Here is a 25990-nt window from a genome sequence, read left to right as displayed (position 1 = left end):
AGCCCCGTCCCCGCAACCTTGACACAAGTTCTTCATCAGGAAAGGGGCACTGGGTTATGTTGATTCAATGCGCAACAAGATTTCCTATCAGGGCGAAGCCGGTTCCAATTCCAATATGGCTTGCACAGAACTTTTTCCCGATATGGAAGCCGTGCCCTGCGCCAGCTTCGAGGATGCTTTCGCCCTGGTGGAAAACGGCGAAGCTGAGTTGGCCATGATCCCCATCGAGAATTCGCTGGCCGGACGCGTTGCCGATATCCACGTCCTGCTGCCCGAATCGCAGCTGCAGATCGTGGCCGAGCACTACCTGCGAATCCGATTCGATCTGCTGGGGCTGCCAGGCAGCACCATTTCGGGCGCTACTGAAGTGCACAGCCACATCCATGCGCTGGGCCAGTGCCGCAAGATCATTCGCGAGCATCAGCTCACTCCGATCATCGCTGGGGATACCGCAGGTTCCGCGCGCGAGGTGCGCGATTGGAATGATCCCACCAAGCTGTCCTTGGCGCCACCTCTGGCAGCAGAACTCTATGGCTTGGAAGCGCTGGCTACAGGGGTGGAGGATGACCAGACCAATACAACTCGTTTCGTTGTACTTGCACGCCGGCAGGATCTCCCGAGTCGCTCCACCATGCCAGAATCAGTGATCACCACATTGGTCTTCCAGGCTCGCAACGTTCCTAGTGCGCTGTACAAGGCCCTGGGCGGTTTCGCTACCAACGGCGTGAACCTCACCCGCTTGGAAAGCTACATGGTGGGTTCCGGCTTCGCGGCCACAACTTTCATGGTTGATATCGAAGGACACCCCGACGATCTTCCGGTACGCCGAGCCCTGGAGGAGCTGGACTTCTTCACCTGGGAAATCAAGATCCTCGGCTCCTATCCGGCCAGCGAGCACCGACAGAATACTGTAGCGTCCTTCGTTTGATCCCTGGAGCTAATTCCTCCGGACAGGTCCCGGCACCGCGACGAAGCTGCTGGACCCTTCAGCCCTGCCACAGCTCCCCTTTCAACGAGATGATTACGCGCGGTTTTCAACGTTGCGCCCCTGTATTTTCAGACTCTCGCAAAAGTTCCAGCACCCGCATTCCGCTGTGCAGCTGATCCGGGTTCCATCGGGGCTGCACCACAGCGTTCACTTCTGCTCTGTACCAACTCCTGACCACCCTCTTTGGCATTCGATTGCACGCTATTCTTCCGGCTGACTCATTCCGAAAATACCCACTGACCTCTGCATTCAAGATCCATATAATTGACGGCTGGTAGAATGGGGATTTATAGCCTGTGCCTATGGAAGGTTTTCATATAGAAATCTGCACCTCCCGTCCGCACGGCTAGAGAACTGGTTTAGAGCACATTTGTTGTAACGCGCGGCCAAATATCCCGGATTCCGGTACTGCGGCCTGCGCGAGATTTTCAAGGCTTACAGGCCGGAGAGGAACGCTTGACTCAACGCGTCGCAATCATTGGAGCAGGACCCAGCGGCATCGCCCAGCTGCGGGCTTTCGATTCTGCCAAGAAAACAGGGCAAGATATCCCAGAAATCGTCTGCTTCGAAAAGCAGGATGATTGGGGAGGCCAGTGGAACTACAACTGGCGCTCCGGGATCGACAAATACGGCGAACCAGTGCACTCGAGCATGTACCGCAATCTCTGGTCCAATGGCCCGAAGGAAGCCCTGGAATTCGCCGAGTACACCTTCGATGAGCATTTCGGCGGGCCGATTTCGTCTTATCCGCCACGAGCCGTGCTCTGGGATTACATCAATGGCCGCGCAGAGAAATCCGATATAAAGAAGTACGTGCGCTTTGCCACCGTGGTCCGCTGGGTAGATTACAACGAAAGCACCGAGCTCTTCACCGTCACCACCGAAGATCTGAAAACCGGCAAGACTGCGTCCAGCGACTTCACCCATGTCGTGGTCGGAACCGGCCACTTCAGTTTCCCTAACGTTCCTGAATTCGCAGGAATAGGCACTTTCCCCGGCGAGCTCATGCATGCCCACGATTTCCGTGGAGCCGAGCGCTTCGCCGGCAAGGACATCCTGCTCATCGGCGCCAGCTACTCTGCCGAGGACATCGGCGTCCAGTCCTTCAAGATGGGTGCGCGCTCGGTCACCTACAGCTACCGCACCGCTCCGATGGGCTTCGACTGGCCCCAGGGCATTGAGGAGCTTCCGCTCATCGATCGCTTCGAAGGGTCCACGGCCCATTTCAGCAATGGCGTATCACGCAAGTTCGATGCGGTAATCCTGTGCACCGGCTACCTCCACCATTACCCGTTCTTGCCCTCCGGGTTGGCTCTGGACTCGCCGAACAATGTCTATCCGGATACCTTGTACCGTGGTGTCGCATCCGAGAACAACAACAAGCTGTACTACCTGGGCGCCCAGGACCAGTGGTTCACCTTCAACATGTTCGATGCCCAAGCATGGTACGTCCGTGATCTGATTACCGGGAAGGCCTCGATCCCCGTAGCGGGCGACCAGCGGATGAGCATCGATGCGTGGCTGAGGCGTTTCAATGCCATTGAAACTGCTGAAGACGAAGTGAAGTTCCAGGCCGACTACATTCGCGATCTCATCGAGCAGACCGATTACCCCATGTTCGACCTGGATGAGGTCACCCGTACCTTCATGGCATGGAAGAACGACAAGAAGAAAAACATCATGACCTACCGGGACAAGGTTTATCCTTCGGTCATGACCGGTACCATGGCAGCCACGCACCATACGCCGTGGCTCAGCGAATTGGACGACAGCTTGGAACGCTACATGGCTCCCGTTCCGTCCGAAAGCGTGGAAGACTTGGCCGCGACTGAAAAGGCCACGTCAAAGTAGCGCTGAGCGGAACCGCGCACTGTGGCTGCGTGCTTTTGGACGCAGCCACAGTGCTTCCTGATCTGCAAAACCCAGGTTCCGGGGCTAGCTCCTCCATGAGTAGCGGCGTTCGGGCCTGCCGACTCCCCCGTAGCGCAGGTTCACCTGAGCCAGGTTTTCCTCTGCCAGGTATTCCAGATACCGGCGAGCGCTCACCCGGGACGTGCCCAGCTTCTGCGCGGTTTCGGTGGCCGATATGGGTTCGGCAGCTTCCTTGACGATGCTCTCAACCAGTTCCATGGTTTCGGCGCTGCAGCCTTTGGGAAGAGGCCGGCGCTTTTGTCCGCCGAGCCCGAAGAGCATGTTCACATCGGCCTGCTGCAATTCCTGGTCCGCTGCTTCGCCCAGCGGCTGGTAGGCCTTCGCGTAGTGCTCCAGCCGTTCGCGCAGGTCATCCCGCGAGAAGGGCTTCATCAGATAGTGGACGATGCCGCCACGAAGCGCGCGGCGCACGGTATCCATTTCCCGCGCCGCGCTGATCACCAGGACATCGAGCTCCGGCTGGACTTCGCGCAGGCGCTGCAAGAGGTCCAGGCCGTTCATGTCCGGCAAATGGATATCGAGCAAGATGAGATCCGGCGAGAGCGCGCCGGCGGCCTTGATCGCGTCACCGGCGGAGTGCGCCACGCCGACCACGGTGAACCCCGGTTCGCTGTTGACGAATCCAGCGTGCACCTTGGCGACCATGAAATCATCGTCGATCACCAGTACTTTGATCACTTCTTGCTTCCTACTTCCTGAGCGTGGCGGTAAACCGGGCACCTTGTGCATTGGCCGCGGCCAGCTCTCCACCGCGGCGGCGGCAAACCAGGCGGCTGATGGCAAGGCCGAAGCCCCTGCCGCCGGAAACCGCGCTGTCCTTGGTGGAGAAACCTTGGGTGAAGATCTCGTCCATGGCATCTTCCGCGATGCCTTCTCCATTGTCCCTCACGGTGATTCGCACCAGCTCGCTGGTTTCCTCGATCCCGACCTGGATTTCCGGATTGGCAGCCGCAGCGGCCGCGTCCATCGCGTTATCGACGAGATTGCCGATCACGGTGGTCAGATCCCGCGCCAGCTGGTCCTCGCACCTGCCCAAGGTTGAGCTAGGCGCCATCTTCAGGTGCACCCCTCGCTCGGCGGCCACGCTGGACTTGGCAATCAGCAACGCGGCAATCGTGGGTTCGGCGATGCATGCGGAGACGTCCTCGAAGATCTTGCTCCGGCTGAAGCTCACGCCATCGATGAAGCCCACGACCTCGTCGTATTCCCCGAGCTGGATCAACCCGGAAATTGCGTGCAGCTGGTTGGCGAATTCATGGGTCTGCGCCCTGAGCATGTCGGCGGTGGCCTTGCTGTCTCCAAGTTCTTGTTCCAGCAGGGTCAGTTCGGTCTTGTCTCGGAAGGTGGTGACCGATCCCAAATCCCGCCTGGCGGTCTTGACCGGCATCCGGTTGAAGACCAATACCCGCTCGCCGACAAGGAATTGCCGGTCGGGCAGCTCTTGGCTGGTGGTCAGTGCATGGCGCACCTGCGGAACAACATCCAATTCGTCCAGGGTCCTGCCCACGCAGTGGCTGGGAAGCTGGAGCAGCTCGATGGCGACATCATTGGCCAGCATCACCCGGCTATCCGGCGACACCGAGATGATTCCCTCTTTGACTCCGTGCAGCAGGGCTTCGCGATGCTCGAAAAGCTCTGCAATTTCCCGGGGTTCAAGCCCGCGGGTCTGGTGCTTGACCCGGCGGGCCAGCAAGACTGAGCCGGCGGTCCCCAGCAGCAGGGAAATGACCAGGGTGAACAAGGCGTTGGGGGCGATCTCCTGGATCATCTCACCGGTGCTGGGATAGCTTTGGCCGGCGCTGACGATGCCGACCATCTTCCCCTCGTCATCCAGCACCGGAACCTGCGCAATCAATACATGGTTGCCATTGCGCCAGATTTCCCCGGTCCATCCGCGGCCTTCGGTGACGGCGGATTCAGGGTGCAGTATCGAGGTTCCGACTTCATCCGGATAGCTGGAGGTGACGACCGTTCCCCGGGGATCGGCAATGGTCACGAATTGGAGACCCGAGGTGCTGCGCACCGATTCGCCCATGGCAGGCAACGCCGAACCCATTTCCGGCTCCGCCTCGGGCAGGAGCACGCGCAGCAGGGGGTTTGCAGCCAGCGATTCGGCGGCCGAGAGGCTGCGGCGCCCCTCGATTTTTTCGAAGTTATTGGTGGCCTGAGTCAGCGATACCGTGATGACCCCTGCCAGCACCACCGCGATAATGAGCAATTGCAGTATCAGGTACTGCCCTGCAAGGGTCAGCTTGCGGCGCGTGTACAGATTAGCGAGCCAGAAACGCACGGCACCCATTGCCTCGCCCCCAATATTCCAGAAATCCACGTTGCACCCGGCAGGTCCTTGCTGGCACCTGCATCCGGGCACTGTGCTACCTTACCGAAGATTCGAATGGTTCAGATCACAATTTCCGGTTACACAATGAACAGTATTTTCTTTGAGTACGCAAGAGTGACCCGGCTCACGATGGCACGTAAGTTGGTATCACTCGCAACCCCGATGAAAGCAAAGAGGCTGAATCCCCATGAAACCGTTCAAGTCGTTCCGTGCGCTGAGCGCGCTGGCAGCTGCCGCTGCACTGGCCCTGACCGCCACGGGCTGCGGCGTGACATCAGAGTCTTCCAGCACTGACGCCGCAGAGTCCAAGGGCCCCATCGCGAACCTCCGCATCATGGTGCCAAACACCCCAGGCGGCGGCTACGACACCACTGCCCGTGTTGCCGCCAAGGTCATGGATGACGCATCGCTGGCCAGCAACCCGGAAGTCTTCAACCTTGCCGGTGCCGGCGGCACCGTCGGCTTGGCCCGCATTGTCAATGAGAAGGGCAATGGCGATCTGGCCATGCTCATGGGCCTGGGCGTGGTGGGTGCAAGCTACACCAACGAAACCGACTCCAAGCTGACCGATACCACCCCGATTGCCAAGCTCATCGAAGAGCCCGGAGCGATCATGGTTTCCAAGGATTCTCCGTACAAGAGCATTGACGACTTGGTCAAGGCCTGGAAGGACGACCCAAGCAAGCTCTCGGTCGGCGGCGGCTCCTCCCCTGGCGGCCCGGACCATCTGCTGCCAATGCAGCTGGCCGAAGCCGTGGGCATTGATCCCAAGGACGTGAACTTCGTATCGTACGATGGCGGCGGCGACTTGCTGCCGGCCATCCTGGGCAACAAGCTGGCCTTCGCTGCCTCCGGTGCCGGCGAGTACATGCAACAGATCGAAGAGGGCTCTGTTCGCGTACTGGCCACCAGCGGCGAAGAGCGCCTGGAAGGCGTAGATGCCCCGACCCTGAAGGAATCGGATATTGATCTGGTGTTCTCCAACTGGCGCGGTCTGGTGGCTCCACCTGAGATTTCCGAAGAGGACAAGGCCAAGTGGGTCAACCTGGTCACCGAAATGCATGATTCGGCCGAGTGGAAGGAAGCTCTGGCGACCAACGGCTGGAGCGACGCCTTCATGACCGGCGACGAATTCTCCGCCTTCCTCACCGACCAGGACGAGCGCGTTGCCAGCGTCCTGAAGACCCTGGGCCTGGCGTGAGCGAAGTAGCCACCGCAAAGAAGAAACGCGTCGAACTCCTGTTCGCCGCGTTTCTTCTTATCGTCGGAATCATCGTGTTTGTTGACGCGTCGCAGCTTCATGTGACGTACTCCCAGGCAGACGTTGTAGGTCCCAAGGCCCTGCCTTACGTCGTCTCGGGCATTCTCATTCTTTCGTCCATTGCCTTGGCCATCACCGTCATGCGTGGCAACCTTGCTGCGGGCGAAGAAGGCGAAGACGTGGACCTGAGCCAGCCTTCGGATTGGAAGGTCCTGCTCCCGCTGATCGGCATCTTCGTGCTGAACCTGCTGATCGTGAATTGGGCTGGCTGGGTCATCTCGGGAACCATCATGTTCTTCGGCGCGGCTACCTGCCTGGGTGCGCGGCGCTGGGTATTGACCTTGGTTATTTCGCTTGCCTTGGCGCTTGGTTCGTTCTACGGCTTCTATCTGGGCCTGGGCATCAAGCTTCCGGCCGGAATCCTCTCGGGGGTGCTCTAATTGGAAACTCTGGATTTATTGATGGGCGGCTTCGCCGCGGCGCTGACCCCGATTAACCTGCTCTTCGCTTTCGCCGGTGTCATCCTGGGAACCGCTGTAGGAGTGCTCCCGGGCATCGGCCCGGCCATGGCTGTGGCACTGCTGCTGCCATTGACCTTCGGCATGGAAACTTCCAGCGCACTGATCATGTTCGCCGGCATCTACTACGGCGGGATGTATGGCGGGTCAACCACCTCGATCCTGCTCAACACCCCGGGGGAATCGGCAACAGTCATCACAGCCATCGAAGGCCACAAGATGGCCAAGGCCGGCCGTGCGGCACAGGCCTTGGCCACCGCGGCCATTGGATCCTTCGTTGCAGGAACCATCGGTACCGCGCTGCTGGTGACCGTCGCCCCGATCGTCGTGAAGTTCGCGGTGAGCCTTGGCGCACCGAGCTACTTCGCCATCATGGTCCTCGCTTTGGTAACTGTCACCGCAGTCTTGGGCTCTTCCAAGATTCGCGGGTTCGCTTCCCTGGGCTTGGGCTTGGCCATTGGCTTGGTCGGCATGGACCCGGTCTCCGGGCAGCAGCGACTGACTTTCGGCTTCGCGCCCCTGGTGGACGGCATGGACATCGTGGTGGTCGCCGTGGCGATCTTCGCCATTGGCGAGGCGCTGTGGATTGCCGCGCACTTGCGCACCAGCCCGGCCCGCACCATTCCGGTGGGTGCCCCGTGGATGGGCAAGGAAGATTGGAAGCGTTCGTGGAAGCCCTGGCTTCGCGGTACCGCCTTTGGGTTCCCCTTCGGCGCGCTGCCTGCCGGCGGTGCCGAAGTTCCGACCTTCCTGTCCTACGTCACCGAAAAGAAGCTGTCCAAGCATCCTGAGGAGTTCGGCCACGGCGCCATTGAGGGCGTTGCCGGCCCGGAGGCCGCGAACAATGCCTCTGCCGCTGGCACCCTGACTCCAATGCTCGCCTTGGGCTTGCCCACCAATGCCACCGCTGCGGTGATGCTGGCGTTCTTGACCATGAAGGGCATCCAGCCCGGTCCGCTGCTCTTCGAGAATGAACCAGACCTGGTGTGGGCCCTGATTGCCAGCTTGTTCATTGGCAACACGTTGCTGCTGCTGATCAACCTGCCGTTAGCGCCGCTGTGGGCGAAGCTGCTGAAGATCCCGCGCCCCTACCTGTACGCAGGCATCTTGTTCTTCGCAACGCTGGGCGCCTTCTCGGTGAACATGCAGGTAGCTGATCTCTGGCTGCTGCTGCTGATCGGTTTGCTGGGCTTTGCCTTGCGCCGCTTCGGCCTGCCAGTGCTTCCGCTGATCCTTGGTGTCATCATCGGCCCCATGGCCGAGGAACAGCTGCGCAAGACCTTCCAGCTTTCTGCTGGTGAAGTCTCAGGTCTCTGGAGCGAGCCGCTGGCCGTGGGCATCTACGTGCTCATCGCCGTCCTGCTCCTGCTGCCAGTGCTGATCTCCGTTATTCGGCGCAAACGCGGGACAGCGTCTGCCGCCGCCGAGGCCCTGCTGGGCGACGATGCAGCTGGCGGCCCCGAGCCGGAACAGGCGAAGCCTGGCCACGGAAATGAGAACAGCAAGGCTGCTGAAAGGAATGAATCATGACGATCGTAGTGGGCTATATTCCCTCGCCAGAAGGCGAAGCCGCCTTGGAACGAGCCATTCTCGAAGCCAGGCGCAGCGAGGTGCGATTGATCGTAGTGAACTCTTCGAAGGGCGATCAGCTCGTTGACGACAGGCTCATTGACGCGAAGCAGTACCACGAGCTGGAAGCCCGCCTTTCTGATGCCGGCATCGATTTCTGGATTGAGCGCCACACCCAGGGTGCCGATGCGGCAGACCAGATCCTGCATATAGCCCAGGCCCAACGAGCCGAGCTGATCGTGATCGGCCTGCGCAAGCGGACGGCAATGGGCAAGTTCCTCATGGGGAGCAACGCGCAAAGGATTCTGCTCCAGGCCTCCTGCCCGGTGCTGTCGCTCAAAGCGTCCAGCGACTGGTAGTTCTGCACGCTGTTCGCTCAACAACGGCCGATGGCCCGCACCACGGGTGCGGGCCATTGGCCGTTGGACTTACTTCTGGTAAGGGTTGGCTGGCGGAGTGCCGCCGCCATTGGCGGTTGGATCCTGCGGCTGCTGGGGAGCAGGAGGATTACCCGGGTGCGGGCGGTAGCCGCCTTCTGCCGGCGGGATGCCACCGGCCAGACGAACGAGTTCAGTGGTGTTCTCTGCCGTGCGGATCTGTGCCAGCAAGGATTCGAGTCCTGCACGGACCAGTACCAAATAGACTAGGGACACCAAAGGACCCACGATCAGGAGCATGAGGAAGCCGAGCATTGCATCAGCCATGAACCCGGAAATCACGATTCCGAGGTAGCCGATCGCCAACAGGACCATGATCAGGATGTAAACGATCTTGATGATCGATGGCGTGATGAATTGTTTGAATTCCAAGTCGAAGAGGGACTTCACCTTATTTGCTTCTTTCTTTAGAGAAATTGCGCTGTCCCGCCCACGTTATCGAATTTCGCAGTATTCTCCCAGTAGCTGGAGCGGAATATCTTCATTTGTTGCGAAAATTTCGCCAACTAGTCGCCTGCGACTGCGTGCGGGTTATTATCCCCTGCCAAGCCAGACCCTAGACTGATTGCATGACAAGCCATGAGAAGCCGACGATTGTCCCAGCCCGATTGCAATCCGGAGACACCATCAGGGCCATTGCGCCATCGTGCTCCCGCGCCTTCGTGATGGAATACGACAATACGAAGTGGATCACTGAACGCTTCGAGGCCATGGGGCTCAAGCAGGAATTCGGCGATCACGTAGACGAGAACGATGACTTCGACAGCTCGCCGATCCCGTCGCGCGTGGCCGATCTGCACGCCGCATTTGCCGATCCATCTGTCGCCGGAATCATCTCGGTCATTGGCGGCTTCAATTCAAACGAGCTGCTCCCCTACCTCGACTGGGATCTCATTGCCGCCAATCCCAAGGTCTTTTGCGGCTATTCGGATTTCACCGCCCTGGCTAACGCCGTGCACGCCAAGACCGGCCTGGTAACTTATGTCGGTGCGCATTGGTCCTCTTTCGGCATGCGCGATCATTTTGAACCGACCGGCCAGTGGTTCCGGACCGCAACCCACGAGCACTCGTGGACCATCGAGCACGCCAGCGAATTCACCGACGATCTGTGGTTCATGGATCAAGACAACAGGTCCGTCCAAGCATCCAGCGGACCATGGATCCTGAACCAGGGGGTGGCCACGGGCAAGGTAATTGGCGGGAATCTGGGCACGCTGCATTTATTGCTGGGCGGCGATTTCATGCCATCTTTGGACGGGGCAATGCTCTTCATCGAGGATGACTCCTCAGAAGACATCCACGAAATCGCCCGGAAGCTCGCCTCGTTCCTGCAGTCCCCCAGCGCGGCTGGCATTACCGGGCTGGCCATCGGGCGCTTCCAGCAGCAGTCCGGAATCACCCGTAGCCTGCTGGAGCAAGTTATCGCAAAGCACCCGATCCTGCAGGGCATCCCGGTTGTGGCCAACCTCGATTTCGGCCATACCTCCCCGATGTTCACGTTGCCGATTGGCGGCTACGCCATGATTTCGACCAGTGCTGATTCAGTGCAGCTGCATTTTGCGCATTCACAGGACCAGCTGAGCTAGCCCATGGGCAACAGCAAGAGGCGGAACCAACCAGAATCCCCTGGTTAGTCCCGCCTCGCTTTGCATTCAGAGGACCACGGCCCTTGCGCGCCTAGGCCTTGCCGATCGCTTCCTTCAGCGCAGCCAGCAGCAGCGCCACCGATCCCGGATTAGCGTTGGGGCCCATCATGCCGATGCGCCAAACGGTGCTCGCGTACTTGCCGACACCGCCGCCGATTTCAATATTGAAGCGGTCGAGCAGGTATCCACGGACCTTCGCCGAATCAACGCCTTCAGGAACGTAGACCGTCGTCAGCTGCGGCAGGCGGTACCCCTCCTGGGCGAATAGCTCCAGGCCCATTTCCTGCAAGCCATCTTGCAGCAAGCCTCCCGCTTCCTGATGGCGGGCGGTGACCGCGTCCAGGCCCTCAGCCAGGATGCGGTCGATGCCGGCTTCCAGCGATGCGACCATCGAGACCGGTGCGGTGTGGTGGTAGGTGCGTTGGCCCCCGGTGGAACCTGTGGCGTAGCCGCCGAGCAAGCCTAGATCCAGATACCAGGATTGGGGCTTCTGGACGCGGCGCTCGAAAGCACGGTCTGAAATGGTAAATGGTGCCAATCCCGGAGCCACGCCGAGGCATTTCTGCGTGCCGGCATAGCCAACGTCAATCCCCCATTCATCAGCCAGCACCGGCATGCCGCCAATGGAGGTCACTGCATCGGTGATCAGCAGTGCATCGCCCTTGATTGCGCCCAGCGCGGCTATATCGGAAACAACTCCGGTACTGGTTTCAGCATGCACGCCGGCAATGACGGTTGGGTTCGGGTGCGCCGCGGCAACGCGTTCGGCATCGATCGGCGTGCCGTATTCATGCTCGACGCGGACTACTTCAGCGCCAGCGCGCGCAGCAACTTCGCACATGCGCTCGCCGAATAAGCCGTTGATCGCGATGACCGCTACGTCGCCTGGGTTGATGGTGTTGACGAAAGCGGCTTCCATGCCAGCTGAGCCCGTGGCGCTCAAAGGCAAGGTACGGGAGTTTCCGGTTCCCCAGAGAGTACGCAAACCATCAGCAACGCGATCCATGCGTGCAATGAACTCCGGATCCAGATGGCCCAGCAGCGGAAGGCCGAGCGCTGCCGTTGCCTCGGGATACGGGTTGCATGGACCCGGTCCGAACAGGTGGCGCTGAAGAACAGTCTTGCTCATGACGACTCTCTTTCATCTCAATGGGATGTTCCAACTAGAGCTCAGCATATCCCGCATCCCAATCCGAAACGAAACATATCTTCCGCATTGCAAAATTACTCGGGTCGAACTACACGGCCGCGGGCTCGATCGCCTCGAGATAATCCGGCAGCTCCGCCACGGATTCGAGGATGGCGGCATGCGGGAACCGGTCCAGCTCTTCGCGGCCCAGCTTCCCGGTCAGCACACCGATCCCATGCACTCCCGCGTGATGCGCGGCCAGCAGGTCGTTGGCGGTGTCGCCTGCGGCAACAACCTTGGCTACATCGCGAATTCCCGTCAGCTCCATGGCTCGATGAATCATGTACGGCGCGGGGCGTCCCGTTGCGGCTTCATCGCCGGCAACCACTGCGTCGAGAAGTTCGCCAGGACCGACCTTCCACCCCAAGCCATCGAGGATGATATCGGCAACATCGCGCGAGAACCCCGTTGTCAATGCGATCTTCTTGCCGCTGGCAGCCAAGCGTTCCAGCGCTTGCACGACACCTGGCAATGCGACGGGCGGATTCTCCTGGTAATACCCCAGCAGCAAATGGCGGAAACGGTCAAACTGCACCTGCACCTGCTCGTCGCTGGCAACAGCTCCGCCAAGTTCAATCAGCGCTTTGATCGCTTCCTTCTTCTCGGCGCCCATCCAATGCTGCAGATCCTCCTCCTTGACCTCAACACCGAATTCGCACACCGCATTTTCCAGAGCCCGGTACACATCGGCATGCTCGTCAATGGTCGTTCCAGCCATATCGCAGGCAATGAGTTCAAACATGTCTTCTCGTTTCATCGTGTTTTCCTGTTCAGACAGCAATGCTTCGCACACGGCTCAATGAGGCGCGATGCTCGCTGGTGTTTTCAATGGTGAAGTTGGCCAGATCCGGCAAATACCGATCATCGGAGTACTCAAGTTTCTGCCCCGATTTGGAGGAAGTCACGCGCCGTTCGCGCAGGAGCGGGGCGCCGAGCCGGACACCCAGCAGCTGCGCGTCCAGTTCATCGGCCGCCACCGCGTCGATGGTGTGCTTGCCTCGGTAGAGGTCTACGCCTTGCTCCCGCAGGTACTCGAAAATCGAACCGTCATCCGCATCGAATTCGAAGAGCAGCCGACCGACTTCTTGGGTAAAGCTAGTCCGCTCCAGCATCGCCGGGCTCCCATCGAGCAAGCGCAGGCGCAGGATCTGCACCACCTTGGCACCTTCTTCGAGTTCGAGCTGCTCGGCCACGAGGGCATCGGCCGGGCGCTGCGCCAATTCCCGCGTTTCCTGTCCAGCCTCCAATCCGATGGAGCGCGCCCAATCAGTAAAGGACATGAAGGTGGTAAACGATTGGGATTGCACCTGTTGCGCCACGATTGGCGGCTTGCCTTGTCCCCCCGCAATGAGGCCCTCCGAACGCAACTGGGCGAGCGCATGCCGGACGGTGCCGCGCGAGGCATTGGCGCGGGCACAGAGTTCTGCCTCGCTGGGCAGGACATCTCCTTCGTGCCATGTGCCAACCGCTATTTCCTGCCGCAACCAGGTGGTGAGGGCTTGGTACTTGGGTTGCTTCTTGTTCTCCATCACCTCTTGATCATACAAGTGGTTTTATTGTGAAATCAGCGATTCACAAGACATTCCAGTGAACTGAAAGTGAATAGACGGACCCCATTCTGAACTCTAGGCAAACTTGTTCAAACAAGTGCCATTTCGGGTTGAATCCGCTCATCCCGGGCATGGATGATCACTGTCGTGAGCAACGAAAAAAATTTCCCGCAGACCCGGCCAGTCGCCAACCACGCAGATGTGCTGGTGATCGGCGCCGGCATTGTCGGCCTGGCCCATGCCGCTCGAGCCCTGGACGCCGGCCTCTCGGTAATCGTCATGGAACGTGACCATGAGGCCATCGGCGCATCGGTCCGCAACTTCGGCCACTGCTGCATCACCGCGCAGTCCGGCGAACTCTACGACCTGGCGCAGTCAGGACGTCCCTTGTGGCTTGACTACGCTGAACGCGCTGGCTTCTGGGCCGTTGAATCGGGAGCTGTCGTGGTGGCCTCGACAGAAACGGAATTGCAGGTCCTGCGCGAACTGTCCGCACGCCGCGAAACCGGACAGGTCGAGATGCTCAACGCGCAGGACATCGCAGAACAGCTCGGACGCGAAAGCACCGAAGGATTCCTCGGCGGCGCGTTCCTGCGTGATGACCTGCGCGTCGACCCGCGCACCACGGTGGCCAAGCTGGGCCAGTGGGTCAACGCCCATGTTGCTGGCAGCGTCCAGTTCAGCACCAGCGCCTTGGGATTCGGTGCCGGCCGGCATCGCCGGGCCAGCGTGCAAACTAATCGCGGCGCCTTCGAAGCCGACCAGGTTTTCGTTTGCGTCGGCCACGACGTGGACTACCTCTTCCCGCAGATCGCGCAGGAGCACCAGATCACCCGGTGCGCGCTGCAGATGCTCCGCGCAGAAGCTTCCGAAGACCTGGAATTGAAGCCGGCCGTCCTCACCGCCACCTCCATGCTGCGCTACGAGGCCTTCACCGAAGTGCCAGCAGCCAAGGCCCTGCAGGCTGAAGTTCTCGCCGAGCACCCGGAGCTGCTGGATATCCAGGCGAATGTCATGTTCACCCAAAGGCCCGACGGCACCCTGCTCATGGGAGATTCGCACAGCTACGCCGCAACCCAAGCTCCCTTCCTCAAGGAAGCGACCTCGCAAACATTGCTCTCGGCCATCGGGGACTACATGAGTGGCACCGAGCTGAAAGTCATTGAACGCTGGCAAGGAATCTATGCCTCCAGCGCTATCGGCCCCTTGCTCATCCGCAATGCCGCCGACGCCATTACCGTCGTCTCCGTGACCGCCGGAGTCGGAATGACCCTGTCCTTCGGCCTGGCCGACAAGAACATCAAGAACCTCGCCAAGCCGGCCATGGCTTCGTCGATCACCGCCTAGCTTAGCTACACCACGCATTGGAGCAAACCATGAAGATCTCTCAGGCATTTAAATTCTCTGCCGTCTCGCTGGGCCTGCTGGCCCTCACCGCTTGCGGGTCCGCCCAGGCGGATGAGCAGGCCGACTCCGCTGCCCCCGCGTTCTGCGCCGATGGGCCCATCAATTTCGGCATCGAGCCCTACGAAGCACCAGCCAAGCTCGAACCGGCGTACGGCGTGCTCGCCGACGCATTGGAGCGCGAGCTCGGATGCGAAGTCGAGGTACAAGTTGTCGAGGACTACGCCGCCGAGGTACTGGCAATGCGCAATGGAAAGCTGGATCTTGGCCAGTTCGGTCCCGTGGGATACGTGTTCGCCAGCCAGCAGGCCGGCGCTGAACCGCTGGTGTCCTTCGGAACCTCCCAAGGTGAGCTCAGCACCTACACCGGCGGCATCTGGGTTGCGAAGGATTCGAAAATCAAGACCCTCGAAGACCTGCGCGGAAAGGACTTCGCACTTGGCGGCGTGGGCTCAACCTCCGGAGATGTCCTGCCCCGCTACGCACTGAAGACTGCCGGCATTGCCGAGTCGGAAGTCAACTTGAACTACGCGGGCGGCCATCCCGAAGCGCTGCTGGCCCTGGCCAACGGAACCGTCGACGCCGCCCAGCTCAACTCGCAGACCCAGGCAGTCGCCGAAGAAGAAGGCACCTTCAACCCGGAAGACTACCGCCAGATCTGGACCTCGGAACCCATCCCGAATGACCCGATCACCATCAGCGCCGATGCCGATCCCGAACTGAAGAAGGCCGTAAAGCACGCGCTGCTGAACCTGTCGGAGGAAGATATCGCCCAGGTAGGAGCTTTCCTGGATGTGACCCCTCCGGGCCCATTGCTGGAAGTCACCAAGGAAACCTACGGCCCGCTGTTCGACCTGGCTTCCGAAATGGGCCTCACCGAGGACGATATCTAACCATGGACACCACGCAATTGGCCCGTCCGGCCCTCTCGGTGAAGTCCCTGGCCAAGACCTTCAACCAGCGCCGCGTGCTTGATGATGTCGATTTCACCGTCAACCGCGGCGAGCTCGTGGCCTTTCTGGGTGCCAACGGCTCCGGAAAATCCACCACCCTCAAGTGCGTCGCGGGATTGGCCACGCCGGATTCGGGAAGCATCGAATTGGATGGCATCCACCTGGCCGATCTCCATGGCCGTGATCTAGCCCGTGCGCGATCCCGGGCAGCCATGGTGTTCCAGAAGATCCATCTGGTGCCCCGCCGCACAGCACTGGACAATGTCTGCGCAGGCGCCCTGGCCCGTGTCACCGGCTTGGCCTCATTCTCCCCCGCTTTCTTCTCGCGCGAACTGCGGGAAGAAGCAATGGCCTGCCTGGACCGGGTTGGCATGGCCGACCGCGCCCTGGACAAGGTCGGGCGCCTTTCTGGCGGACAGCAGCAGCGCGTAGCCGTCGCCAGGGCCCTGTGCCAGCGCGCGTCGGTGCTGCTTGCCGATGAGCCGGTTTCTGCTCTGGACCCGCATGCGGCCGAGAACATCATGGAATTGCTCGCTACCTTGGCGCACGACGAAAACCTTGCAGTCGCCGCAGTTCTGCACCAGCCAGAGCTTGCACAACGCTACGCAGACCGGGCGATCGGGTTGCTGCATGGACGTATCGCCTTCAACGGTCCGGTCCAGAATCTCGGCGACGACTTCCTGGACGTTCTCTACTCTCCCGAGAGGATTGCAGCATGAGCCTCCATACCCGGACTCGCATCAAGGAGCAGGCAGTGGAAAGCACTTCGCAAATGATCGCTGGAAAATCCGCCCCAGCACTGCCCAGGGACCCGCACAAGGCCGCCCGGCGTACCCTTTGGATTACCGCAGTTGCAGTGATTGCCGTCCTTCACCTTCTGGCCATCGCGGGAACTGATTTTGATCCGGCGTTGCTCGTGGATGGCTGGCGCGGGATGGCACGATTCATCAGCGACGCATTTCCGCCGGATCTGAGCTGGGACAAAGTCATACTTCCTGGCTTGGAGGCAACGCTGGTCACCTTGTGGATCGGCTTGCTGGGCACGACCTTCTCCATTCCTACGGCCTTGGTGCTCGCTGTGCTCGCATGCCGCACCACGACGCCGCATCCGCTGGCCTACCAAGCAGCACGCAGCATCTTGTCCTTCTTCCGCGCGGTACCGGATATCGTCTTTGCGCTCATCTTCGTCACCGCCGTGGGCTTGGGTCCCTTCGCAGGTGTGCTGGCGCTGATCTGCCACAACACGGGAGTGATGGGAAAGCTCTGGGCCGAGTCCCTGGAAGAAACCGATCAGGGCCCGCAGGAAGCGCTGTCCACCACCGGCGCATCACGGGTTCAGCAGCTTACCCATGGCGCACTGCCGCTGGTGATCCCGCAGTTCGTTGGCTTGCTCTTGTACCGCTTCGACGTCAACGTCCGATCGTCATTGGTCCTGGGCCTGGTCGGTGCTGGCGGCATCGGCTTGCTCATCAACCAGGCGATCAAGTCGTTCCAGTTCGATACGATGCTTACGCACATCATCATCGTGCTGATTCTGATCATCGTCGTTGACCAAGCGTCCGGATTCATCCGCCGCAAGCTGGCAGTCTAGCGCCTCGCCAATCGGAAAAGCGCGCCTGGGCCCCAGCGGGTGTCCGTGAACCTTACAGGATCGAGGACACCGGCTGGGGCTTCATGGCGCTCTGGGCGAATCGTTGTGGTCCCTGAAGATGCCTCGGCACCTTTACCAGCGGCGCAGGTCCTGGAAAGTCGTTGTTTTCCACTGGTTGGCATGTGCCGGTGGTGGATCGTGCACTGCTATTCAGGAATTCCCATTGGAGCGACGCGCTGGGGCAAGCCGTGCTGATTGCGGCCCTGGACGAGAACCACGCAGGTCATGGACAGCAGCACTCCGACACTGCAGGCGACGAGAAGCACGCCAAAGCCGCTGGCAGCCTCGATGAGCATGCCGCCCAGAACTGGTCCAAGCGCGAACCCGGTGCCGATCATCAAGTTCGTGGAATTCATCAGGTGGCCGCTGGAGTCCAGGTCGGAGACCGTGGCCAGCAAGTAGGGCAGGATGAAGGTCCAGGAGAATTTGAAGATGATCGCCGCGGCCGCGAACTGCACGGCTCCGCTCAACCCGAACAGCAAGCCGATGGACAGCAGCATCGCCAGATAACCGAGAATGAGGAACAGCGGGCGGCGCGGATGGTCGCCCAGGAATGTGGCCAGCAAGGAGGAAGCAATTCCCGGGACTGTCGCAACAGCGAGAATCAGGCTCGTCGTACCCAAATTGATCTGCGCGGACGCCGCGAATTGCCCCATGAACGACCACACCCCGCTCAACGCTACGTAGAAAAGCATTACCGCCGCCAGGGCCAGAAACGCCTTGGATCTCGGGGCCGGCCGGTGCCCGTAGTTGGCACTATCGGCAGCCGGGTCAGCGGCGCTTCCCAACAGCACGTTGCCATCGATGCGGTGCGCAACCGCCATGCAGCACAGGGCTAGCCCAGCCATGGTCCAGTAGATCGCAGACACCGCGGAATCCGCGAAGAGCACCGGGAAGAGCGCCAGAATCACGGCGCCCATGACCAGCTGGGCCGCAACGAATAACCCATAGGCTCGTCCTGGGTTCGCGCTCCTGCCGCTCAAGCTCAGGATCACCACGGTGATCGAGCCAGCAGCCAGGGACGTCACAATGCGGCACACCGCCAAGAGCGCGTAGTTGTCCGCAAAGCCCGAGACCACATTTCCGGCCACGGCAACCAGCGTGAAGACACGAGTTGCCGTCACGAGGTTGACGCGCTTGAGCCACAGATAGGCGGGGATAGTCGCCAAGCTGAAGGCCCCGAGCTCCATGGACAGCAGCCCGCCTACTTGGGTAGCCGTCAGGCCGAATTGCGCCACCAGCTTGGAGGCGATCACCGGTGCGGTCAGCAGCACCATGTACAGCACCGCGCTGTAGGCACCGATGTAGATGTAGGTTCCGCGGTCGCCGCCTGTTTTTGTGCGCGCGCCAGCCAGTATCGAGTCCATGGCTTCCCTTCGAGACAGCGGCGAGTTGCCGCGGGTAAATAATGATGCTCCGGCCGATACCCTGGCCGGCTGAGAACAACGTGCTGGGCAGGCGATTAGCGCACCGGCACGCTCGAGGATCCGAGTCGGTCGTAGACCTTTTGCCCGCTGAACCAGGTCTGCTGTGCAGTGATCTGCGGCAGCTCTTCGAGTTGCACCTCAAACGGGTCTGCCGAGAGCATGATGAAGTCAGCGGACTTACCGATTTCCAGCGACCCGGTCAGGTCATCCAGTCCCATCGCTTTGGCGCAATTGATCGTGTAGATGCGCAAGGCATCCGCCAAGGTCACGGCTTCTTCCTCCCAGAGCGTTCCGGGGAAAGCTCCGGTAGGATCCTTGCGGGTGACCAGACCGTAGATTCCTTCCCATGCGTTCGGGGAAACGCTCACCGGCCAGTCCGAGCCGCCGGCAACTAGCGCCCCGGTGGCCAGCAAGGTCTTGTTCGGGTGCATCTTGGATGCCCGGTCGGCGGGAAGGACGAGTTTCATGGCTTCGGTAATCACCCCGGGGAACCACAGTGACGGCGAGATATCCGCGGTGACTCCCAGTTCTGCAAAGCGCGGCAGGTCATCCGGGTGAATGAACTGGCCGTGGGCGATATGGTATTTCGGGTCGCCCAGACCTGCATCGCGCACCTTCTGGACTGTGTCCAGGACCAGGCGCACCGAAGCATCGCCGGTGCAGTGGATCTTCGCGGAAATGCCCCGCCGCGCCGTGCTCATCAACCAGCCCTCGAGTTCTTCTGGAGGCATTGTGGTGTTGCCGCAATGGCATTCAGGGAATCCCGCACCCTCCAGATACGGTTCGATGAAGGCTCCGGTCCCTGCCGGCGGAACGCCATCAAGGAAGATCTTGATGAAATCCGGGCGGTGATGAGTTGACCTGGTTTGCTCGCGCTCGGCAATGATCCCCTCGCCCAGCGGATGGGTCCCGAAAATGAAGTCATTGGCCTGCATGCTGGAAACCACCCAGGCGTGCAGATTCCCGGATTCATCGAGTTCTTTCAAGGCCTGCATGAGTTGCAAGGAGGCGGCAGCATCCTGGAAACCGGTGATGCCGTAAGAATGCAGTATTTCCATGCCCCGCGATGCCGCTTCGGCCAACTGCCAAGTCGGCGTGGGGCTCATTGATTCGCGGACCTGTTCGACAATGACCCCGCCGGCTTCCAGCAGCACGCCGGTGGCTCGGCCTTCGGCATCCCGCATGATTTCCCCGCCTTCGGGGTGAGGGGTCGCGCCGGTGATGCCCGCAAGCTCCAAGGCATGGCTGTTCACCCATCGGTTGTGCTTAGCATCATCCTTGAGCAAGGCCGGCCGGCCGCCGGTGGCCTGATCCAGCCGCGCCAGTGCCTGGGGCGTATTGATCTCGCTCAACAGGCCCGAACCCCAGCTGCCACCGATGACCCACTGGTCCGCAGCCAGCTTATCCGACCAGACCGCGACTGCCTCCAGGAACTCGTCCAGGTTGAGAGTTGGCGGAACGTTGAGCTCGAACAGGTCCATCTGCCCGGCAAGCATGTGATGATTGTGCACGTCCATCAGCCCGGGCATGATCGTGGCCCCGTCCAGATCGATAATTTCCATTTCCGGCCCACGCAGCGCCAGCGCATCCTCTCCGAGCGCGACAATCTTTCCTGCGCGGACGGCCATCGCATTGACTATGCGTTCATGCGGATCCAGCGTATGGATGGTGCCGTTGACCAAGAGAAGGCTAGGGGCGGTGTTCACGAGTGCAATCCTTTCGAAAGATACCAATCCGGGATGGCTCTCCAAGGTTCAAGAAGTGATGCACGGCATATCCCGGCCGGTGCATTCATTCTCCCAAAGTCCGCCCCAAGGGCGTTGGCTTTAGGCGCATGCTTAGTTGGCAACGCACGCCAAACTCGCTCCGGGGCTAGAAACAGGAGCCACGTCCCACTTGTTCTCCCTCCGGAGCACGATTCCGGAAAGCAAACTGGCAACTTGCGCATCGCCCTTGCGACAGCCTGCCTGTTGTACAAGGGTGGAAGGACGAATGCGAAAGGAGCACACCTTGAAGAAAATCCTCATGGTCCTGACCAGCGTTTCCGAAATCGGTAATGACAAGGAACCTACCGGATACAACGTCGCCGAGGCCGCACATCCATGGAAGGTGTTCCGGGATTCCGGGCACTTCGTCGACTTCGCTTCCATTAAAGGCGGACAGCCCCCGCGCGACACAGTGGACCAGGACGACCCGGTCCAGGTCCAGTTCACCCAGGACGAAACGACCCGTGCCGGCTTGTACAACACCGCAAGGGTTGAAGTCGTCGACCCCGAACAGTACGACGCCGTGTACCTCGTGGGAGGCCACGGCACCATGTGGGACTTCCCCAATAATGAGGGCCTGCAAAAGCTGGTCGGCGCTATCTACAACAAGGGCGGCGTTGTCGGTGCAGTCTGCCACGGCCCGGCCGGTCTGCTCGATGTCGAGCTGCATCATGGTTTGAAACTCTTAAGTGGCAAAACCGTTGCAGCATTCACCAACGATGAAGAAGTGGCCGTAGGCAAGGATAAGATCATTCCGTTCTTCCTGGCCGACAAGCTCACCGAGCAAGGCGCCACGCATATCGCCGCCGATAACTTCGAAGAGAATGTACAAGTCTCCGAACGCCTGGTCACCGGACAGAACCCAGCTTCCGCCGCAGGTGTCGCCAAGGAAATGGAAAAGCTCTTGGCCGAAGTGATCCACCAGGAGAAGGCCGCTGAAGCCGCAGCCGCCGAGTCCGAGGCCGAGGCACAATGAGCTAAGTCGTAACCCAGCCCGAAATCTCATAAAAAACGCTTGGATCCGTGTAGCTTCGCGGATCCAAGCGTTTTCGACTTCTACTGGACTTTATATAACGCATTCCGTACTCCATGCAACGCCGTGCACCCCTTGCCGAAAGCGTGGCTGGTGATGCAAGCAGCTTGGAAAGCGTCTCGGATTGACCCGACAATACTCGTCAATCGATTGGGTCTGGTTCGCAACCTGGCCGTCCCTGCATCGCAAAAGCCTTCTCATACAGAGTGGCGCTCTCATCCGGCCAGCCTGGATCTCGCGGAACGACACCGGTAGCAGCCCAGAGCGTCTCCCTTAGCCACTGTGCGAATCCAGCTACACGGAAGTTGCCTACAGCGCCTGCATCCCCTTCAGCATGCTCAAGCAAGACAATTGCTCGCCTCATCCCACCGAGCTCGTTCTGAATGACGTTCCACAGCTCTTCATCCTTAGTGAACACAACGTCGTAGCTGTCTTCATCTTCTTCGGGAGGCCATTCCATCATTTCGCGTTCAACCGGCAAGGACCGGGAAGCAAGGAGCTCTGGGTCGGAAATATCGTAGGCTGCAACTACACGTGCCGAGTCTACATATTCATCGATGAGGTTGCCGGCGAACCTGGAGTAGTCGAAGGTCTTGCCACCCAACGAGGTGAGAAGTGCTGCAGCTTCCGACACGCGTGGAGCAGCGCCAACCCCGTAGTGTGCACGAGCAGCCTGCAAGAGTTCTTGGTAGTCAGTCATAGTTCCCCAATTCAAGCACTATTGGTGCCGCCAACAGTAGCTGGCGGCACCAATGCTTCGTGCAAGTTCTTTCCCAGGTCGAGCTTCCGTAGAAGAGATGAATGTCAGGGGTCCGCTTGTTGGGGTGGAAGTGCCACATGTACCCTTCTTGCCTCCTCCACTGATTTCGGGTCCAACTGGCGCCTTGCCGTCCTTAGTAGCTGCAGCTAGGGATTTTGCTTTGTTCCTGGAAAGCGCCCAAACGCCGTTGCCCTTCTTGCCACGGGTGACAGCCTTGGTTTTGGCCAGGCCCTTGGCGCTGATGAAGCTCTTATTGCTCTTGCGCGTTGCCGGGTAGTAATCGCGCTACTTCGATTTGCTCTTCACCAGCTGCTGCCCGTGGTGGGAGCCTTGTCGAATCAACTTCGTGCGGCTCCCCTCGCCAGTACTTTCCTTGCGGTTTCTCCATGCTGATCACCCAGGGCATTCCTGGAGGACGCAGCTGAACCAGCAACCGGTATCCGCCGGGGCCTGATCCCACCGGCAACCGAAGGCCGAGAGCAATGGCTCTCGCCCTTCGGTACACGACTTTCAGGCTCTAGAATGCCAAGCCCAGGCGATTATTTGCCGGTACTGGCAACCCGTAGTTTCCGCGAAGCGTACTCTGCTCGTATTCGGTACGGAAGAGCTTGCGCTGCTGCAAAATCGGGACTACCTGCTCCGTGAATACTTCGAGACCTGCCGGCAAGACCGGAGCCATGATATTAAATCCATCGGCCGCTCCGGCTTTGAACCAGTACTCGATCCGGTCCGCCAGCTGCTCCGGCGTACCCGAGAACGTCTGGTGTCCCCGGCCAGGACCTAGCTCCCGGATGATCTGGCGAACCGTGAGCTTCCTTCGGTAACCCAGATCCAAGATGAGATCTCTTCGGGAGGTGGATTTCTCCTTGGCCACGGTATTCTCCAGCTCGGCGGGAAGTTCTCGGTCCAGGTCAAGGATTGCCGGCTCCACATGCAACTGCTGGGCCAGAGTATTCCTGGCGTATTCCGGCAGAATGAGCTCATCCAGGGAATCCGCCAATTCATTGGCTTCGGCTTCCGTGGAACCAAGGATGGGAACAATTCCTGGAAGGACTTTGACCGAATGCGCTGCTCGGCCGTTGCCTGCTGCCTTGTCTTTGATTTCCTGGTAGAAGTCCCTGGCAGACTCAAATGATTGGTGAGCGGTGAAAATGGCTTCAGCCCATCGCCCGGCGAATTCCTTGCCGGCGGCCGAAGCTCCCGCCTGGACGATCACCGGATGCCCCTGGGGCGACCGCGGGACATTGAGCGCTCCAGCAACCTGGAAGTGCTCCCCGATGTGGGCCGCGGGGTGTATCTTGCCCGGATCCGCCCAGATCCCGCTTCCCTTGTCAGCGACGACTGCATCCGGCTCCCAGGAGTCCCAGAGCTTCTTGACCACCTCCAGGAATTCCTCGGCGCGACGGTATCGTTGCGAGCTGTCCAATTGGGCGGATTGGGAGAAATTCCTCGCCGCTGCATCGCCTGCTGTGGTGACGACGTTCCAGCCCGCACGCCCATTGCTGATCACATCCAGGCTTGCAAAGCGGCGGGCAAGATTATAGGGGTCGTTGTAGCTGGTTGATGCGGTCGCTATCAGCCCAATGTGCCGGGTCAACGGGGCGATGGCAGAAAGCACTGTCACAGGGTCGAGGATTCCTGCAGGTCGTTGGGCGACCGGCCCTTGAAGCACGGGGCCGTCTGCGAGGAAGATCGCGTCGAGCTTCGCTTTCTCGGCCAGCTGCGCCAAACGGATGTAGTGGCCGATGTCCGTTCCGGCATGTGGGTCGCTCAGCGGCAGGCGCCATGAGGATTCATGATGCCCGGTAGTCATCAAGAACGCGTTGAGAGTCAAAGTTCGTGTCATGGTTGTAGTCCCTTCGGTAGGAAGATTGTCTAGGCGCGAGCCCAGCGCGAGAAGTGGCGCTCCAGCGCTACAAGTGCTGCGTTGACCGTGAAGCCTAGGATGGCGACAGTGAGTATGGCTGCGTACATTTTCGGGATCAGGAAACTGGCTTGCGAATTGGTGATCAGGAAGCCCAGTCCAGCCTTGGCGCCGATCATTTCGGCGGCGATGAGCACCAGCACGGATGACGTTCCTGCCATGCGGACGCCGGTGAAGATGATGGGTACGGAGGCGGGCAAGACAACTTTCGCGAAGATCTCGTAGCTGGTGAGCCCCAAGGTTTTTGCCGCCCTGATCAGCAAGGGATCTACGCTGCGTGCTCCAAGGATGGTGTTGAGAAGCACCGGGAAGAACGCCGCGTAGACGACAATCGATACCTTGGATACTTCGCCGATACCGAGAAGGAGCGTGAAGACCGGAAGCAACGCCAAGGCCGCGGTATTTCGGAATACCTCCAGCAACGGGTTGAGGAAATCGCCGATTTTCGAGAACCACGCGACGACCAATCCGACTGGCACGCCGATGAGGACAGCGAGCGTGAATCCTACGGCCGCCCGGCCTAGGCTTGCCAGGATGTGCGTGCCCAGATCCCCTGAGGCAATCATCTTCCCCAGTGCCTGCAGGACTTCATGCAAGGGAGGGAGAAAGACCCGGGATGATGGTTCCAGGACGAATTGCGGGACAAGCTCCCACACCAGGAGAAAACCGATGATCGCACCCGAACGGTACAGCGTTGACCGCAGTCTTCCGGCCAAACGCAGGAAAGGAGAGGGCCGGTTTGACTCCCCGGTGGAGCCCTGCAGGCGCTGGTCCGGTACGGCTAGGGTACTCATGCTGGTACTCCTGGAGAAACGAGCGACTTGTGGCTCACCGGCGATTTGCCGGCACTGGGAGCGGACTCGTGAAGCAGCGTCCAGATGCGATGGCGGTAATCGCTGAATTGGGGAGCCGAGCGGATGTCATCAACATTGTGGCGCCCGTCGAGTTCAATGTTGATGATCTCCTTGATTCGTCCGGGTTTGGAGGACATCACCGCTACCCGCTGCCCCAGGTACACGGCTTCTTCGATGCCGTGGGTAATGAAGACAATCGTGGTTCGGGTTCGATTCCAGATATCTAGCAGCAAGTCCTGGAGTTGTTCGCGTGTTTGGGCATCCAGGGCGGCGAACGGCTCATCCATCAGCAGCACCTTGGGTTCATGGGCCAAGGCACGGGCTATGGCCACGCGTTGACGCATGCCGCCGGATAGTTCGTGGGGGTACTTGTCTTCCACACCCTGCAGGCCAACGAGTCGCAGATATTCGTTAGCGCGGATCCGCCTTCCCGATTTGTCCAGTCCCCGACCGCGACGGGCCTGGCTCTCCAGCCCCACCTCGACATTGGCCACTGCCGTGAGCCATGGGAAGAGCGCGTATTGCTGGAAGACTACTGAACGTTCCAGGCTGGGACCGGAGACCGGCTCGCCATCAACGAGAACTTCGCCCGAAGTTGGCGCGGCCAACCCGGCCAAGATATCCAGAAGAGTGGATTTGCCGCATCCGCTGGGGCCGACAAGGGTGAAGAATTCTCCGTCCTGGATCCGGAGATCCAGTGATTCAATGGCCGTGACGGCAGTATCTTCACTTGATCCGGAGCGGAGGAATTTCTTGCCCAAGTTCTTGATCTCAATGGTAGACATGC

General features: G+C 60.1%; 24 protein-coding genes. 12 read left to right on the top strand and 12 right to left on the bottom strand.

Annotated features, from left to right (window positions below):
- Positions 1-67 precede the first annotated feature (67 nt).
- Together ACIOTN_RS14660 and ACIOTN_RS14655 are read left to right on the top strand one after the other, a co-directional pair.
- Complete coding sequence (locus ACIOTN_RS14660; RefSeq protein ID WP_400342814.1) at positions 68-928, top strand: prephenate dehydratase; 861 nt, start codon at positions 68-70, stop codon at positions 926-928.
- 516 nt (positions 929-1444) lie between these two features.
- On the top strand, positions 1445-2839 hold the full coding sequence (locus tag ACIOTN_RS14655) for an NAD(P)-binding domain-containing protein (protein WP_402735566.1): 1395 nt from the start codon (positions 1445-1447) through the stop codon (positions 2837-2839).
- Positions 2840-2923: 84 nt separating this feature from the next.
- Here the strand turns inward: ACIOTN_RS14655 and ACIOTN_RS14650 are convergent, their stop codons facing one another.
- Positions 2924-3598 carry a response regulator gene (locus ACIOTN_RS14650; protein WP_400342810.1) on the bottom strand — a complete coding sequence of 225 codons (675 nt, stop codon included), beginning with the start codon at positions 3596-3598 and terminating at the stop codon, positions 2924-2926.
- A 10-nt stretch (positions 3599-3608) separates the two neighbouring features.
- Entirely contained in the window at positions 3609-5219 is a 1611-nt protein-coding gene (locus ACIOTN_RS14645) for a sensor histidine kinase (protein ID WP_105661847.1), read from the bottom strand.
- A gap of 229 nt (positions 5220-5448) precedes the next feature.
- Between ACIOTN_RS14645 and ACIOTN_RS14640 the strand changes: the two genes are divergently transcribed.
- Genes ACIOTN_RS14640 through ACIOTN_RS14625 form a run of 4 tightly spaced genes read left to right on the top strand, consistent with a single transcriptional unit; the run spans position 5449 to position 8968 of the window.
- Positions 5449-6462, top strand: a complete 1014-nt coding sequence (locus ACIOTN_RS14640; RefSeq protein ID WP_105661846.1) for a tripartite tricarboxylate transporter substrate binding protein — start codon at positions 5449-5451, stop codon at positions 6460-6462.
- On the top strand, positions 6459-6962 hold the full coding sequence (locus ACIOTN_RS14635; protein WP_105658222.1) for a tripartite tricarboxylate transporter TctB family protein: 504 nt from the start codon (positions 6459-6461) through the stop codon (positions 6960-6962). The genes ACIOTN_RS14640 and ACIOTN_RS14635 overlap by 4 nt, the downstream gene beginning before the upstream one ends.
- 21 nt (positions 6963-6983) lie before the next feature.
- The gene (locus tag ACIOTN_RS14630) at positions 6984-8570 is read left to right on the top strand and encodes a tripartite tricarboxylate transporter permease (RefSeq protein ID WP_286134293.1); all 1587 of its coding nucleotides are present in this window, start codon (positions 6984-6986) and stop codon (positions 8568-8570) included.
- Positions 8567-8968 carry a universal stress protein gene (locus tag ACIOTN_RS14625; RefSeq protein ID WP_105658224.1) on the top strand — a complete coding sequence of 134 codons (402 nt, stop codon included), beginning with the start codon at positions 8567-8569 and terminating at the stop codon, positions 8966-8968. Before ACIOTN_RS14630 ends, ACIOTN_RS14625 begins: the two co-directional genes overlap by 4 nt.
- A gap of 69 nt (positions 8969-9037) precedes the next feature.
- Here the strand turns inward: ACIOTN_RS14625 and ACIOTN_RS14620 are convergent, their stop codons facing one another.
- The gene (locus ACIOTN_RS14620; protein ID WP_105661845.1) at positions 9038-9436 is read right to left on the bottom strand and encodes a DUF4282 domain-containing protein; all 399 of its coding nucleotides are present in this window, start codon (positions 9434-9436) and stop codon (positions 9038-9040) included.
- Positions 9437-9615: 179 nt separating this feature from the next.
- Between ACIOTN_RS14620 and ACIOTN_RS14615 the strand changes: the two genes are divergently transcribed.
- Positions 9616-10632, top strand: coding sequence for a S66 peptidase family protein (locus tag ACIOTN_RS14615; protein WP_105661844.1), 1017 nt, complete (start codon positions 9616-9618; stop codon positions 10630-10632).
- Between the two features lie 91 nt (positions 10633-10723).
- Here the strand turns inward: ACIOTN_RS14615 and ACIOTN_RS14610 are convergent, their stop codons facing one another.
- The 3 genes from ACIOTN_RS14610 to ACIOTN_RS14600 all read right to left on the bottom strand — a co-directional run bounded on the left by ACIOTN_RS14610 (position 10724) and on the right by ACIOTN_RS14600 (position 13410).
- Positions 10724-11821 (bottom strand): alanine--glyoxylate aminotransferase family protein, encoded by a 1098-nt coding sequence (locus ACIOTN_RS14610; RefSeq protein WP_105661843.1) that lies wholly within the window; start codon positions 11819-11821, stop codon positions 10724-10726.
- A gap of 109 nt (positions 11822-11930) precedes the next feature.
- Positions 11931-12638, bottom strand: a complete 708-nt coding sequence (locus ACIOTN_RS14605) for a phosphonatase-like hydrolase (RefSeq protein WP_402735565.1) — start codon at positions 12636-12638, stop codon at positions 11931-11933.
- Positions 12639-12651: 13 nt separating this feature from the next.
- A complete protein-coding gene (locus ACIOTN_RS14600) occupies positions 12652-13410 on the bottom strand; it encodes a GntR family transcriptional regulator (protein WP_133833237.1) in 759 nt (252 codons plus the stop codon).
- 168 nt (positions 13411-13578) lie between these two features.
- Between ACIOTN_RS14600 and ACIOTN_RS14595 the strand changes: the two genes are divergently transcribed.
- The 4 genes from ACIOTN_RS14595 to phnE are packed head-to-tail and all read left to right on the top strand — an operon-like array spanning position 13579 to position 17379.
- A complete protein-coding gene (locus ACIOTN_RS14595; RefSeq protein WP_286172040.1) occupies positions 13579-14778 on the top strand; it encodes a TIGR03364 family FAD-dependent oxidoreductase in 1200 nt (399 codons plus the stop codon).
- 29 nt (positions 14779-14807) lie between these two features.
- Complete coding sequence (locus tag ACIOTN_RS14590) at positions 14808-15728, top strand: phosphate/phosphite/phosphonate ABC transporter substrate-binding protein (protein WP_402735564.1); 921 nt, start codon at positions 14808-14810, stop codon at positions 15726-15728.
- 2 nt (positions 15729-15730) lie between these two features.
- The gene (locus ACIOTN_RS14585) at positions 15731-16507 is read left to right on the top strand and encodes a phosphonate ABC transporter ATP-binding protein (protein WP_105658231.1); all 777 of its coding nucleotides are present in this window, start codon (positions 15731-15733) and stop codon (positions 16505-16507) included.
- A complete protein-coding gene (gene phnE, locus ACIOTN_RS14580; protein WP_286134288.1) occupies positions 16504-17379 on the top strand; it encodes a phosphonate ABC transporter, permease protein PhnE in 876 nt (291 codons plus the stop codon). Before ACIOTN_RS14585 ends, phnE begins: the two co-directional genes overlap by 4 nt.
- Positions 17380-17585: 206 nt before the next feature.
- Here phnE and ACIOTN_RS14575 read toward each other — a convergent pair whose 3' ends face one another.
- Both ACIOTN_RS14575 and ACIOTN_RS14570 read right to left on the bottom strand, forming a co-directional pair.
- On the bottom strand, positions 17586-18806 hold the full coding sequence (locus tag ACIOTN_RS14575; protein WP_133832987.1) for an MFS transporter: 1221 nt from the start codon (positions 18804-18806) through the stop codon (positions 17586-17588).
- Between the two features lie 95 nt (positions 18807-18901).
- Positions 18902-20572 (bottom strand): amidohydrolase, encoded by a 1671-nt coding sequence (locus ACIOTN_RS14570; RefSeq protein ID WP_286172042.1) that lies wholly within the window; start codon positions 20570-20572, stop codon positions 18902-18904.
- 304 nt (positions 20573-20876) lie between these two features.
- Between ACIOTN_RS14570 and ACIOTN_RS14565 the strand changes: the two genes are divergently transcribed.
- On the top strand, positions 20877-21608 hold the full coding sequence (locus ACIOTN_RS14565) for a type 1 glutamine amidotransferase domain-containing protein (protein ID WP_133832988.1): 732 nt from the start codon (positions 20877-20879) through the stop codon (positions 21606-21608).
- Positions 21609-21807: 199 nt separating this feature from the next.
- Here the strand turns inward: ACIOTN_RS14565 and ACIOTN_RS14560 are convergent, their stop codons facing one another.
- The 4 genes from ACIOTN_RS14560 to ACIOTN_RS14545 form a co-directional block, all read right to left on the bottom strand.
- Positions 21808-22365, bottom strand: a complete 558-nt coding sequence (locus tag ACIOTN_RS14560; RefSeq protein ID WP_105658233.1) for a hypothetical protein — start codon at positions 22363-22365, stop codon at positions 21808-21810.
- Between the two features lie 577 nt (positions 22366-22942).
- Entirely contained in the window at positions 22943-24271 is a 1329-nt protein-coding gene (locus tag ACIOTN_RS14555; RefSeq protein ID WP_133832990.1) for an LLM class flavin-dependent oxidoreductase, read from the bottom strand.
- Positions 24272-24300: 29 nt separating this feature from the next.
- Positions 24301-25143, bottom strand: a complete 843-nt coding sequence (locus ACIOTN_RS14550) for an ABC transporter permease (RefSeq protein ID WP_402735563.1) — start codon at positions 25141-25143, stop codon at positions 24301-24303.
- Positions 25140-25988: an ABC transporter ATP-binding protein gene (locus ACIOTN_RS14545; protein WP_402735562.1), complete on the bottom strand. Its 849-nt coding sequence runs from the start codon at positions 25986-25988 to the stop codon at positions 25140-25142. The genes ACIOTN_RS14550 and ACIOTN_RS14545 overlap by 4 nt, the downstream gene beginning before the upstream one ends.
- Positions 25989-25990: the final 2 nt, after the last annotated feature.

Source organism: Glutamicibacter sp. NPDC087661 (assembly GCF_044743275.1).
GTDB lineage: Bacteria > Actinomycetota > Actinomycetes > Actinomycetales > Micrococcaceae > Glutamicibacter.
Note: the sequence above shows the minus strand (reverse complement) of the source record. Positions and strands in the feature narration are given on the sequence as shown.